The sequence below is a fragment of the Aciduliprofundum sp. MAR08-339 genome (assembly GCF_000327505.1).
Classification (GTDB): domain Archaea; phylum Thermoplasmatota; class Thermoplasmata; order Thermoplasmatales; family Aciduliprofundaceae; genus Aciduliprofundum.
In genome coordinates, this window is record NC_019942.1 from 1,356,348 (window position 1) to 1,369,341 (window position 12,994).

Below are 12,994 nucleotides of genomic sequence, written 5' to 3' on the forward strand. Positions count from 1 at the left end.
TCCATGCTCCCCTATGCTCAGGGATAAACTGATTGAATCTGGAGCCATAAGATTTGGAGATTTTACTCTGGCTTCTGGAAAGAAGAGCAAGTATTATGTGGATATAAAGAAGGCAAGCACAAAGCACGAGATTCTATCACTTATGGGTGATCTTCTGGCCGAGCATGTAAAGGGAGATATCCTCGCAGGGGTGGAGCTTGGAGCAGTGCCCCTTGTGGCAATCACGGCAGTTAAAGCAAAAAGGGATTACCTCATAATCCGCAAGGAGAAAAAGGGATACGGCACTTCAAAACTTATTGAGGGGGATTATAGGAAGGGACTCACCGTGGATATAATAGAAGATGTTGTGACAACCGGCAGTTCGGTACTTAGGGCAGTAAAAATTCTGAGAGATGAGGGTCTAAAGGTTGAAAGGGTGATATGCGTGGTGAATAGGGAGGAGGGAGGAGATGAAAACCTGAAAAAGGAAGGTGTGGAACTGATCTCTCTTCTCCGTGCTAAGGACCTCCTCTGATCATCTTTTTTCAAGATCCTCGCCACCTGCAAATGTGAGTTGAATTGTTGAATAAACATCCTCATAACCGTAGAGCATACGGGCCGATGTGGGGATAAGGGTTCGAAACGCATTTATATTTTCCAGAGCCTTGAAAAGCTCAATGCTGAGTTCCTTCTGCATGCTTGGGTTCTCTGAAAGTAGAGAATCGTAAAGATAGTTCCAGTTTTCACTCCATCTCGCTATGTTTTCCAGATCCCTGTCCTCCACTATATCCACCTTGGAGAGAATATTTATGAAAGGAATATAAAACCTAAAATACACGGATGACGAAAGTATGAAAAGGGATACGTACCCCGAGGGAGACTTTGCCAGGGCAGGATCGAAGAGAAATGCCAGTATGCTGTTCTTTCCCCCAAGGTAATCCACAATAAACTTGCTGGCCGCCCTGAATGCAAACAACTCAATCTGACCCGCAGTGTCATAAATCACATAATCTGCCTCATAACTATCGATCTCACCCTTCAACTCCTCCACAAAATTTGCAATCATATCTGCCGCAACTATCTGGGCCCCGTTTGGACCAAGCCCATATTCATTCATTATGGAAGAGAGATCAATAATATCCCTTATATCCACATCCGGATTGTAGGGCAGAGTTTCAGCGCCGGGATCAAGGTTCACTGTTATAACATCGTACTCATTTTTTATCATCCAATCCCTGAAAGCAGCCGTGAATGTGCTCTTTCCACTTCCCGCAGGACCAACCACGAACAGATTTGCAATCATACTCCAAGAAAAGATTCAAGGGTTATTTTATTTTTTTCCTCCTCTCTGGCAAAAAGAGAATCTATGGACTCCTTGAGGGCCAGAACCCTTTGCTTCACGTAGAGCGGAACCTCAAACTCTTCGGCAAGTTTCAGTGCCTTATCCAAATACTTTCTAACGGAGCCCTCGTGAACAGTGAGAATGACATTACCTCCACAGTAGGGACAAACGTTATTCAAAGGCACACGCCTGAATTTGGCATGGCATCTCGTGCATCTGAAACCCTGAGTTCCAAACTTTTTTAGATTGCCCATTATGTCTGGAATGAAATGATGTGCTATTATGCGAGCAGCCATATCGTGCTCGTCAACAGCCCTTATCTTCTTAGCCAGTTCGAGCTGACTATCAAGTTTTTCCTCCATGCTTCCCAGAACCTTGTAGGAAGATGTTAAAATCCCTATGTTTATATCGGCAGTATCGTGGGTGAACCTGAAACCCTCGTACTGTCTTGGGGTACCTATTCTCTTTTTCACAAAATCCATGATATCGGCAACCTCATCCGGCTTCGCGTATCTCAATGTGGCTTCGTAGAATTCCAGAGGGTACCTGTCCATAACATCCACATGCAGGGCTTCCTTGTCAATTTCTGTGGGGGATATCCTGGTTGTTAATACGAGGGGTGCGTCCATCAGTCCTCCCCTGGTGGAAGGCAGGAACTTACGTGAGAAGTCAAGCAGACCTTCAAGAAGCAGCATTATAGAATCCTCATCTCCATCACAGTTTCTGCGCTTGGCCGCATGGAAGAACGGATGGGCAAATCCCACATTCGCATCGGTGAACCCTATTATACGACCAAGGATACCCGCTGAGGTATGGGGTGCGAGACCGATTACAAGATGCCCGATCAGATCTTCCTTGGAGCGAACGTTGTAGAATCTTGGCATCTTGTAGAATTTCTCCAAAAGTTCGTCCACATAGTTTGAGATCTTAACCAGATAATCCGCAGCCTTCTTTGGAATTATTATGTCCTGAACCTTTAATTCAAGAATCTGATCCCCATTTTTAAGTTCCTCCCCGTTGTAGTCAACCTTGTATCCAAGTTCTCTCGCCTTTTCAACGCTCAATCCAATCTCCCTCGGCCTGAAATGGGTTATCGCTATATCGCTCATATCAAATCTTGCAGTACCATCCTTGAAAACAAAAACCCCATGCTTGGCTCTGAGTATCCCCTTTTCCATACGCTCTGGAATGTGCTCAGGAGACATCATTTTCTTTACTCCCTTAACATCCCAGTTAACCTTGATTCCGAGATAATCCTGGGCCTTGGTAAAGAAATCCTCAACATTCACCTTTCTGGTGGATATGACCCCCGTGAACTCTGTGGGGACTCCGCACTTGGGGCAAAATGGTAGCATGGTTTTCTCTCCGCATTTGGGACATTTTCTCAATCCCACCTCAATGGGTATCACCCTTCTCTTCACAGCCTCAGTTATCAACCTTCTGTCTCCACCGGCATCTCCTATGGGAAAGAGAGAGTGTATGGGCGGTTTCATTTTTCTGGGAGCAGCCTTTTCAGGTCTGCCCATCCTTGCACCTATCCTTACAGGTGCTCTGGGCCTAACTTGCACCCCTGCAAGATCAGAGACCACCTCCATTATTTCCCCACGCCTCGGCTCTCTCTTTTTTATTATGCGCTCACCATCCAGATCCAGGCCCAGGCAGCGCAGAAGCGGATATGCGTATCTATCGAGAATGTAGTGCTCTCTCTCCCTATGCAGAGCACCCAATTTTTTAAGTATCTCTTTTATCTCCTTATTTTTCTCAATGTACAACTCCCCGTTCCTCCAAAATGCGTTTTTGGCCACGTGATCTCTCAATTTTTCAAGTTCTTCATAACTCAAATCGTGCCAGAACAGGTTGTAATCTGGATGAAGCGGCACACCATATTCCTCGGATATCTTAAAGGCATGGAACGCATCCTTGACTTCGCCGTGAAATCCGGCTTTCTGGGCATCCTGCTCCCACCACTCAATCACATAGGATGCGGGAACGAGGGGATGATTATTCTCAAGGAACTCACCGTAGGGTATGAGAATCTCCCCAACATCCACAATCTCCTCGATTTTATCGTAATACTCCCTGGCGCTATCGTAATCGTTAATTTGAATCAGATCTCCATTTTTGAGCATAACTATTGGCCCCTCTATGCTATCGCAGGAGGTCATTCCTCCAGCTTTGCCAGGGCGCTCTGTTTTGAGTTGTGTGCCTATGGCTATGAATTTGTTAAGGACATACATGGTTGCAGGATTAATGCTTATGGTTGCAAGTCCCCCTGCACGGCAACGCCCGTATCTGAGCCTGAAGCCTCCGGGGGCCATGGGGTAAGAGAAAATGGGCCTGCCCGCTATCACATCCTTCATGTACTTTTCAGATGGCTTGAGTTCAAATCTATCCTCCTTGACCTCGGGTATGAGTTTGTTTATCCATTCCCACCCATCAATTTTTAGCATATCCACATAGGCCTTTATTTTCTTGGTCTTCTGGAGCAGTCCTTCAGCAAGTACAAGACACATACCACCCCTCACACGATTACCTTCAATCCTTGGCAGATCACGGTATCCGCTGACTTCAACCTTCTCCGTGCCCTCTCCATCTATGCACACCGGGCAATTTTTCACTACCAATTCAATTTCCTCATTTGATGGTCTGTACTGCAAATGGTGAATCCTGTCGTAAAGTTGAATCTCTTCCTTGTACCTCTCAATCTCCTCCTCCGTGGGCTTGTACCTATCAATTCCCAACTCTCTTCTAACCACATCTGCAATAAGAACACTCAGGGCCTGGGCGGTCCCTCCCGCACCCCTTATTGGCCCAGCATAGTACATGGAAACGTATTCAGTACCGTCAAAATTCTTCTTGATCTTCACATGGGCTATCCCTTCAAGGGGAGCAACCAGTATTCCCTCTGTGAGAACCGCAAGACCCACCCGAACAGCCTTGTCAAGAGCCTCATCCTTACGCTCAAATCTTCTGGCAATCTTCTTGGCCATGAGCAGAGAGACCATTCCCCTATCGTACTTTTTGCTGAGTTCCCTGATATCCTCCGCTATTCCCTTCACACCTATTAATTCTTCAACTCTGGCCGCCAGATCCTTTGCACGGGGAATCTCAACATCTCCAACGGGGTCAAGATGCATACTTCTTGCTTCCTTGGCAACTTTATAACACTCCTCAGCCCTTCGTTCAAGCTCCTCAAAATACCTCTGCATCTCCTTGCTCGCTTCTGCCATCCTCTAACCCCAAAAGATGGATGGGTTATAACACTTTCCATTATCCAAAATTTTATCAAAATTGGTAAATTACCAGAACTTACCAAGAGATTCCATTGGGATCGGGCAGAGTGTGATTCTGCGGGCCCACAGGCAATCGCCACAACTTGGCTGATTACCCCAGCAATCAACACGTGAGTCCTGCACATATGAGCATGCATCTACAAGAGGACAGTCGGTACAGGATGGATATATGGCATTTTTGACTATGAAACGAAACCAGGAGTAATCCTTACTGGTCCATATATCAGATAGAGATTTTTTTCCAACATTTCCAAACGAGTGCGCATAAACCATTTTCCTTCTTCCAAAAACGTATTCAGGGTACGTGTGAAGAAACCTGTAACAGGGAACAACCTCTCCGTCCCATCTCACCACAGCCACCTTTTTCTCCACAAAGTCGCAGTGACGCTCCGTGCGAAGTTGAAACTCTGGCAAATGCAGATAAAACCCGCTGTAAGAGTTCCTGAGAAGCTCTTTGAGGTAGGGTTCCAAATCCACACTTCCATCGTATAAAATCATGGAGGCATGCTCCTCATTTACGGGTATGAGATTTGAGAAGAGCAAGGCATCTATATTGTACTCGGCAAGGAGTTTGGCTATCTTTCCTATCTCTTTATAATTCTCCTTGGTCAACACAACCTCCACGCCTATATGGGGCAACTCAGATCTTCTCTCCTTTTTTAATTCTGCAAATTTCTTTATTCTCTCCAAAGTGACATTTGGAACTATATGGCCTATTTCGGAGGGTTGAACAGGAAGGGAATCCAAGGATAGGTAAATCAAATCCACCGGCAGATTTACCAGATCTCTCATTATCCTTTCATTTAGCAAAAAACCATTTGTGGATAAACCGAGGGCATATCCCCTGCCTTTCACCTCCCTGACCATGTCCATAAATCTCGGATGCACCGTTGGCTCGCCTATGCCCCCAAAATAAACAAGTTTTAGATCTTCAAACATGGCAGCGTCATCAAGGATCTTCAAAAAGAGTTCGTAGGGCATGTCCCCCTCCTCATCGCTCCAATACTGCTTGAAACACATCTCGCAATGAAGATTACAACGATTTGTTATTTCAAGATATAGATAGCGCATGTCAAGTTCCCGAGGAATGTGAATTTCAGCGCTGTCCAGGTGAAATATGTGCCCATCCATTCAGCCACCACCTACTGGAGGAAAGATTGAAATCTCATCCCCATCACTTATCTCAGTTTCATAACCGTTCATATCAAGAATGTTTTTTCCATTCACTAAAATCATATTGCGGGACTCTATTTCTCGCCTGAATGTATCACCATATTTTTTGTAAAGTAGTGTTAAAAGCGTCCGAATGGTTGGCACGTCTTCAAAAAATTCCTCCCTCCTCCCAGTTATGTCACGAAGAGTGGCAAAGTACCTCACACGAATCATGGTGTTGAATAAGCATACTCCAATTTAACTCTTATTGGACACAAATGGGAAAAACAAAAATAACAAAAAATATATATGTGTTTGACTTTTAATTTACAGAGGTGATGTAGTTGTGGATACCCTATGCATTCTGGCCCTCTTTAGCGGCTACGGTTATAGCGGCTATACTGGTGTACATGGTTATCGTCTCCAACATAAGGAAACCAGGTAATCTTGCAGCCTTCGTGATGTTCTTTTCAATGCTGATTTGGAGTATCGGAGAATTGATAGAGAGAATAGCCGGGCCTCCTCCCGCTAATCCAGCGTTTCACTATCTGGGAAGCATTTCATTGAGTCCCGGCCCGTACGATGGGAATCTCGCTTATATGGGCGCCGTGATACTGTGTTTTGGAATATTTCTAGTCTCAGCGGGAATTATCCACTTCGCGTTGGACTATCCGTTCAAGCTCAAAATGGAACGCAAAACCCGTAAGGCAGTGCTGTACACAGTCTACGGCTTTTCCTTTGCAGGAATGATCGCCAATATTTTAAATCAGTTCATAGGACATCCAACAGTGGCTTATATGTACCCATACAAGGCCATGGGTGAGTGGATATGGGGTCTCGAATCCGGACCACTGCACTCCCTGTACAGCATATGGCTCTTCGTATCCGCCATAATAATGATAATCATACTGCTAATAAAGCTCAGGAGCGTGAGAATGGACATAATCAAAAAGCAGATTCTCATAACCATAACTGGATTTGTGATCACATTTGTGCTTCTCACCGTGACTGCACTGATTCCAATGGTTATTGAGAAGAAGAACAACTCATATCCAATGACCACCCTGGGATTCACCATATTCGGCATATTCGTTATGTACACCATAGTCAGGTACAGGCTGTTCCTCGTGGCTCCAAGCACCGAGATCGTTGAACTGGAGGAGGAACTTCCAGATTCAGGAGTGTACGAGATGTCAAAAGAAGAGGCGTACCACAAGTTTGCAAGGCTGGCGAGGTCCGGAAACCCCGGAACCGGCTTCATAGGAGAGAATGCAGAAGAGTTCAAGAAAAAATACAAACTGGTGCAGACCACGGTGTTTGAGCTCTCCCAGAGCACGGGTAAGAACAAATTGAATCCTGAAAACCCGGAGCAGCAGGAAATGCTGTATTTCACCATAACATCACTCCTTGAGCACGTGTACAAGCCCATCATACTTCTGGATCTTAGTCTCCCATGGATGAAGGAAGATACGAAAAAGAGCGTGCTGGAAAAAATCAAGGAGATAAACAAAGAGTACGGAGGAGTATTCCTCATCGTTAAATAATTCTTCATTTTATTTTTGCATTTCAAAGAGACAAGATTCGGCATAAATCTTCGGAAGAATTATTTTATAGGATGCCTGAAAAGGGAATGTATGAACATCGAAGAATTGACAGAGGATGAAATTGAAGGGGCTACAATAACCCTGGAAAGAGGAATGTGTTTTGGGACATGCCCCGTGTATAGGTTAACCATACACGGCGATGGAGTTGTTGAGTACGAGGGAAAAATGTATGTGAAGATTAAGGGCAAGAGAGAGTATCACATACCACGGGACAGGGTCATTTCACTTCTGAAAATTCTTAGCCGTGTAGGTTTCTTCAGTATAGCTGAGGAATGGAGTGAAATAGAAAGGGTGTGTAGAGTAGAAGTAACCGATATGCCCTCATCCACCATAACTGCATCAGTATCCGGAGAGATGTGGATCGTCAGGTACAATTACGGGATGGGGTGCAGATCCCCAAGAAACAGGAAACTCATAACGCTTGAAATAGTTGCGGACATAATAGATGTACTTGCCAATTCAGACTCCCTAGTAAAAATTTGAAAAATAGAGGAATTAGAGGTACTCCTCCAGCCCAAGTTCCTTTATCTTATCCTCAGATATCGTGCCATCTTCGTTCCAACCCCTAAGGGCATAGTACCTTGGAAGCATCTCCTTCAAGCGGACAACATGGCCCTTGTTTGGACCCTCTGGCATAGGCTCCTCAGTGAGCCGCTTAGGCAAGGTATCATCCTCCAGTGGATTGAGCCCAGCCTTCAAGTTGAAAAGACGCTCTGCGTTCCATATTCTCTCTCCGATCTTAAGCCAATCTTCCGTGCTGAGGTTATAACCGAAGGCAGCGTTGAGCAGGTCTCTGTAATCATCACCACCCATTCCGAAGGTGGTGAACACACACATTCCTGCAGCGTCTATGACTGCGGTTAGATCCTGGAATAGAATGAGCATCTTCACCTTCTCATCGCTGATATCGTGCGGGTCCATCTTGAACGGATAACCGAGGATCTCAGGTGAGATGAGGTACGCCTTTATATGGTCTCCACCGCGATTGTCCGTCGCGTATCCAAGTCCATGACCCTCTGCCCCCCTGGGATCATACGCAGGAAGCTCCTGCTTCTTCACTCCCATGAAGCAATCAACACATCCGTACTTCTCAGCGAGTCTGTAACCACCTTCTGCGAGTATGGCACCAAACCCTTCACGTCTCGCAATTTTTGGTATGTAGTAATGCAGAACCTCGGTGTTTCCCCATCTGAATGGAGGGGCATCTCCAAGATCCTCCTGTTTCAAATATCCCTGGTCGTAGAGTTCCATGGCCGTTGCCAGCGTGCCTCCTGTGGATATTGTGTCAAGCCCATACTCATCGCACATGTGGTTTGCTTCAATTATGCTGGCCAGATCATTTATGCCGAGATTGGCACCGAGGGCCCATGTGCTCTCATACTCAGGTCCCTCAGTTTCACCTACTGTATCCATATCGTTAACACGGCCACACCCTATGGGGCAGGCGTAGCATGGCTTGTTTCTCTTCAGGTACTTCTTTGCCATGGCCTCTCCGCTCTGCTCCTCCGCATATTCAAACTGCCCGTAACGGAAATTGCGTGTTGGATACAGGCCATTCTGATTGATTATGTTCACCAGTACTGCGGTGCCGTAGGATGGCAAACCCTGTCCAGCGACCGGGTCCTTTTTGAGTATCTCCGTCTTCTCACGCACCACACTTATGAACTTGCTTCTGTCAATCACCTCAACACGCTTATGCCCCCGTACCACGATGGCCTTGAGTTTCTTTGAGCCCATAACTGCACCCACTCCTCCCCTTGCAGCTGCCCTGTGGCCATTGTTCATTATTGCAGAGAACTTAACAAGATTCTCCCCCGCAGGACCTATGGACGCAATCTGGACATGCTTGTCTCCAAACTCCTCCGTTAGAATCTTCTCCGTCTCACTCACCCTCTTTCCCCATACATGCGAGGCATCCCTTATCTCAACCTTCTCATCCTCAATGCGCAGATAAACGGGCTTGTCGCTCTTTCCTTCAATGATCAACATATCCCATCCAGACATCTTAAGTTCCGCGCCAAAAAATCCTCCAGAGTTGGCCATTGCAATGAAGCCGGTAAGAGGACTCTTCGTTATAACCATGTACCTTCCGCCGGTGGGTGCAGTTGTGCCCGTGAGCGCTCCTGTGGAGAAAATAAGCTTGTTTTCCTCGCCCAGAGGGTCCGCTTTGGGATCCATCTCCTTTAGAAGATAGTGTATGCCGAAACCCCTCGTGCCGAGCCATTTTTTAACAAATTCCTCATTAAAACTCTCCGTTTTTATCTCTCCCGTGCTAAGGTTCACTCTAAGTATCTTACCCCAATATCCATACATCAAATCACCTCTTTGACAAGCCATACCATGGCAGAAGACATTAATTTAATTTTCCACATGCTTGATAAAACATAACGAATTTCACAGGTGGAAGAATATTCAAAAGATTTATAGGAATGCAGGAAATACTGAGCATATGCTTGAAATAGAGCTTCCCTCTTACGCGCAGGAAACTATAATAAGGTTCATAAAAGAGTTTGTGCAGGACAGAAGGGTCGTTATTGGACTGAGTGGTGGACTCGACTCTTCTGTGGTGGCAAAACTCTGCGTCATGGCGCTTGGAAAGGATAGAGTTAAGGGCATACACATGCCCGAAGATGCCACGCCCTCAGAGGATTCAAGGGATGCGGAGACACTTGCAAAAACTCTTGAGATTGAATACGAGGTTATACCCATAGGAGAATTCGTGCATGCCATAGCGGGAAAATTGGGCCTAAAGGGAGATATGAGCATTGCAAACCTGAAGGCAAGAGTGAGAATGGCCATTCTCTACGCAATTGCCAACGAGGAGCGCAGGCTCGTTGCGGGCACAAGTAACAAGAGTGAGTTGCTTGTGGGATACTTCACAAAATATGGGGACGGTGCCAGCGATTTTGCACCTATTGGGGACCTTTACAAGACACAGGTTAGAATTCTGGCAAAGAGGATAGGCATTCCCGAAGGGATAATAAACAAGGTTCCACGCGCTGGGCTCCTTCCCGGGCAGAGCGATGAGGTGGAGATGGGTATTAAATACGAAATACTTGATAAGATTCTCTACGGAATAGAACTCGGATTGCCAAGGGAGAAAATCGTGGAAGAGTTGGGAATTTCGGATACCCTTGTGGATAAAGTGTATGAGATGCACAATAGAAGCAGGCACAAGAGGGTGATGCTTTACATACCAAAGATAGGAGCAAGGACCGTTAACACGGATTGGAGAGAGTGATCAAAACAGAAGAGCCATCTGTGCGTGGGGCACTCCCTTTATCCTTATCACATTTTCCTCGTCAATGTATCCCTCCCGTATGGCAAGGGAGATTACTCGCTCTCCAACAAGATTCGCTATTGTGGCTACCTTCATACTGTTAAGAAAGGTCTGCTCGGTAACGTAGGCCTCGTAATAAAAGCTTTTTTTAACGTCAAGCACAAGATCTCCCTCTTCAAATTTCATACCCAGAATATCGCGATCGCAGGCGGCTACAACGGTTTCTCCCCGAACCCTGTACACCCTCATTGCGATGTTATGGAGAGACATATCTGTAAACACCTTCCCTCTGCTGAACTATTATGCCCTGCTGATGCATCTTCCTGAGTATGTTCCTGGCCCTTGATTCCTCTATTCCATCGGCAACAGCCTGAGCTATTATGGCCTTCTCCTCCGCCATACCGTTATTATCCCGGGCCAGGGCCCTTATTATGTCTTCCATCCTCTCCATCACGCTTCTCTGACGTGAACTTATGCCGCTGTAGAGAAGATCAGCATCGATTATTCCCTCCTCAGAGGAGGCCTCCTTCAGGAAGTAATCAATAATCTTTATGGCCCTCTCCGCATCTTCCCTTGTGACTATGTCACTCAATCTAGCGCGGGCAGATGCCTCCGCAAGGCGAATCATCGCCTCCAGCTGCCTAGGGGTGATAGGTACCGCGCGGGTCTCTTCAAACTGCTTCCTCGTGTTAACGTACTTGTCAAGAATCAATTTCTTTGCCTCATCGCTCATCTTGGGCACAACATTTCTCTTCGCATAGGCAACGTATTTCCTTATGAAATCCGGACTCATACCCACATCAAATTGCTTCACCACAATGTTATCCTCCTCTTCAAGTTCAAGCATCTCCCCCGCCAGATGCGCCTCAAGTATGTGATTAGCCAAAGCACGGTCCCTCTCGGCATTGGGCTTATCTATTATCTTGAAAATAACATCAAATCTTGAGAGAAGGGGCGTGGGCAAATCAATCTGCTCCACAATGGGCTTGGAAATATCAAACCTTCCGTACTTGGGATTTGCAGCACCAAGAATAGAGCATCTCGCCATAAGCGTGGCATATATACCCGCCTTTGTCACTGCTATTATCTGCTGCTCCATGGCCTGATATATGCTGTCCCTATCTGTCGGGTTCATCTTATCAATCTCATCAATGGCCGCCAGACCAAGATCCGCAAGTACCAGGGCTCCAGCCTCCAGGGTCCACCTTCCGGTCTCGTCACGAACAGCAGTGGCGGTCAAACCTGCAGCCGAAGAGCCCTTGCCGGATGTGTATATACCCCTGGGTGCAAGTTGGGCCATGTACTGTAGCAACTGGGATTTTGCAGTACCCGGATCTCCAACCAGAAGTATGTGAATATCGCCCCTTATCCTCGTACCATCCTTCATCCTCTTTGTGACCCCTCCAAACATCTGCAGGAGCAACGCTTCCTTCTCAATGTCCATCCCGTAAATTGTCGGGGCAATGGCCCTCTTCATACGCTCAATTATATCTCCATTCCTAGCCTCCTCCCTTATGCGAATCTCATCTTCCTCCGTTATCTCAATGCTCTCAAGTTCCTTGCTCTCCTTATCAATGCTGACCACATCCAGGTATATATCAAAATCCGTGGTGCGCACATTGCCCAGTCTCCTTTCAACTGTTCTGAGGATTCCGTTTAGCACGACCCTGTCTCCCGGCACAATCTCTCCCGCAATATCATCCTCAAGATAAGCCATTAGACGCTGGGGCTGTTCCCTGCCCCTGAGATTCTCAGGATTATCCTGAATCTCAGCACGCTGAGTGTCCACAAAGGTGGATTTTTCAATAATAAGTTTGAACTTTACCTTGGGCTTGGTCTTGTTACACTGGGAGCAGGCAAAGGGTTCCTGAAGTTTTGCACCTTCCTGCTCAACTTCCGTTATTCCTCCGCAATCACTGCACCTGAACGCTCCAACCTTCAACTTGGGACGCACCTCACTTGCCCTTCTTATTATTCCCTCAATGCTCAGAAACTGCCCGATATGCACAGCCCTGAGCTCTCTTATCTCCCTTTTCCTATCGCGGGGGAGTTGATTTATGCGCAGATGTATCTTCAAATTCGGGTCGTGAAGATACTCTCTTATTGCCTTTTCACCCTCCCTCAAATAAACATCAGGGTTTTTGAGAAAATCTTCGGCCACGCTTGGATTGTAATTTTCAAGATCCTCAAACTGCACGTAGAGGCTTCGGGTATCTGGATACTCGTCTGCTATTTCAGATAAACGGGTGCCGTAATCAGTGTGTGAAAAGAAATCGTACCACATTGACCTGATCTCTTCCTCCAGATACTCCATGCACCTTGGGCATATAACTCAAAGATTTAA

11 protein-coding genes are annotated in these 12,994 nt (G+C 46.3%); 4 read left to right on the top strand and 7 right to left on the bottom strand.

Annotation, left to right across the window (positions count from 1 at the left end; genetic code table 11):
• Nucleotides 1-13 precede the first annotated feature (13 nt).
• Nucleotides 14-514 (top strand): orotate phosphoribosyltransferase, encoded by a 501-nt coding sequence (gene pyrE / locus ACIM339_RS07290; RefSeq protein WP_015283971.1) that lies wholly within the window; start codon nucleotides 14-16, stop codon nucleotides 512-514.
• Here the strand turns inward: pyrE and ACIM339_RS07295 are convergent, their stop codons facing one another.
• The 4 genes from ACIM339_RS07295 to ACIM339_RS07310 form a co-directional block, all read right to left on the bottom strand.
• The gene (locus ACIM339_RS07295; protein WP_015283972.1) at nucleotides 515-1,282 is read right to left on the bottom strand and encodes an ATP/GTP-binding protein; all 768 of its coding nucleotides are present in this window, start codon (nucleotides 1,280-1,282) and stop codon (nucleotides 515-517) included.
• Nucleotides 1,279-4,551, bottom strand: coding sequence for a DNA polymerase II large subunit (locus ACIM339_RS07300; RefSeq protein ID WP_015283973.1), 3,273 nt, complete (start codon nucleotides 4,549-4,551; stop codon nucleotides 1,279-1,281). Before ACIM339_RS07300 ends, ACIM339_RS07295 begins: the two co-directional genes overlap by 4 nt.
• A 69-nt stretch (nucleotides 4,552-4,620) precedes the next feature.
• Nucleotides 4,621-5,745 carry a tungsten cofactor oxidoreductase radical SAM maturase gene (locus ACIM339_RS07305; RefSeq protein ID WP_015283974.1) on the bottom strand — a complete coding sequence of 375 codons (1,125 nt, stop codon included), beginning with the start codon at nucleotides 5,743-5,745 and terminating at the stop codon, nucleotides 4,621-4,623.
• Nucleotides 5,746-6,000: a MoaD/ThiS family protein gene (locus ACIM339_RS07310; RefSeq protein ID WP_015283975.1), complete on the bottom strand. Its 255-nt coding sequence runs from the start codon at nucleotides 5,998-6,000 to the stop codon at nucleotides 5,746-5,748. It lies immediately after the preceding gene.
• 110 nt (nucleotides 6,001-6,110) lie between these two features.
• Here ACIM339_RS07310 and ACIM339_RS07315 point away from each other — a divergent pair, with 110 nt between their 5' ends.
• The gene (locus ACIM339_RS07315; RefSeq protein ID WP_015283976.1) at nucleotides 6,111-7,310 is read left to right on the top strand and encodes a histidine kinase N-terminal 7TM domain-containing protein; all 1,200 of its coding nucleotides are present in this window, start codon (nucleotides 6,111-6,113) and stop codon (nucleotides 7,308-7,310) included.
• A 90-nt stretch (nucleotides 7,311-7,400) separates the two neighbouring features.
• Nucleotides 7,401-7,853, top strand: coding sequence for a DUF6438 domain-containing protein (locus ACIM339_RS07775; protein WP_015283977.1), 453 nt, complete (start codon nucleotides 7,401-7,403; stop codon nucleotides 7,851-7,853).
• Between the two features lie 12 nt (nucleotides 7,854-7,865).
• Here ACIM339_RS07775 and ACIM339_RS07325 read toward each other — a convergent pair whose 3' ends face one another.
• A complete protein-coding gene (locus ACIM339_RS07325; RefSeq protein ID WP_015283978.1) occupies nucleotides 7,866-9,683 on the bottom strand; it encodes an aldehyde ferredoxin oxidoreductase family protein in 1,818 nt (605 codons plus the stop codon).
• 136 nt (nucleotides 9,684-9,819) lie between these two features.
• On the opposite strand from ACIM339_RS07325, the gene ACIM339_RS07330 reads away from it, so the two are divergent.
• Nucleotides 9,820-10,611 (top strand): NAD+ synthase, encoded by a 792-nt coding sequence (locus ACIM339_RS07330; RefSeq protein ID WP_015283979.1) that lies wholly within the window; start codon nucleotides 9,820-9,822, stop codon nucleotides 10,609-10,611.
• Here ACIM339_RS07330 and ACIM339_RS07335 read toward each other — a convergent pair whose 3' ends face one another.
• Nucleotides 10,612-10,920, bottom strand: coding sequence for a DUF424 family protein (locus ACIM339_RS07335; protein WP_048103899.1), 309 nt, complete (start codon nucleotides 10,918-10,920; stop codon nucleotides 10,612-10,614).
• Nucleotides 10,907-12,964, bottom strand: coding sequence for a minichromosome maintenance protein MCM (locus ACIM339_RS07340; protein ID WP_015283981.1), 2,058 nt, complete (start codon nucleotides 12,962-12,964; stop codon nucleotides 10,907-10,909). Before ACIM339_RS07340 ends, ACIM339_RS07335 begins: the two co-directional genes overlap by 14 nt.
• Nucleotides 12,965-12,994: the final 30 nt, after the last annotated feature.

Excerpts from the sequence above, each read along its gene's own strand:
- ACIM339_RS07305 (WP_015283974.1), bottom strand. The coding sequence starts at position 5,745 with ATGGATGGGCACATATTTCACCTGGACAGCGCTGAAATTCACATTCCT.
- ACIM339_RS07295 (WP_015283972.1), bottom strand. The coding sequence starts at position 1,282 with ATGATTGCAAATCTGTTCGTGGTTGGTCCTGCGGGAAGTGGAAAGAGC.
- ACIM339_RS07335 (WP_048103899.1), bottom strand. The coding sequence starts at position 10,920 with ATGTCTCTCCATAACATCGCAATGAGGGTGTACAGGGTTCGGGGAGAA.
- ACIM339_RS07775 (WP_015283977.1), top strand. The coding sequence starts at position 7,401 with ATGAACATCGAAGAATTGACAGAGGATGAAATTGAAGGGGCTACAATA.
- ACIM339_RS07310 (WP_015283975.1), bottom strand. The coding sequence starts at position 6,000 with ATGATTCGTGTGAGGTACTTTGCCACTCTTCGTGACATAACTGGGAGG.
- ACIM339_RS07340 (WP_015283981.1), bottom strand. The coding sequence starts at position 12,964 with ATGGAGTATCTGGAGGAAGAGATCAGGTCAATGTGGTACGATTTCTTT.
- pyrE (WP_015283971.1), top strand. The coding sequence starts at position 14 with ATGCTCAGGGATAAACTGATTGAATCTGGAGCCATAAGATTTGGAGAT.
- ACIM339_RS07330 (WP_015283979.1), top strand. The coding sequence starts at position 9,820 with ATGCTTGAAATAGAGCTTCCCTCTTACGCGCAGGAAACTATAATAAGG.
- ACIM339_RS07325 (WP_015283978.1), bottom strand. The coding sequence starts at position 9,683 with ATGTATGGATATTGGGGTAAGATACTTAGAGTGAACCTTAGCACGGGA.
- ACIM339_RS07300 (WP_015283973.1), bottom strand. The coding sequence starts at position 4,551 with ATGGCAGAAGCGAGCAAGGAGATGCAGAGGTATTTTGAGGAGCTTGAA.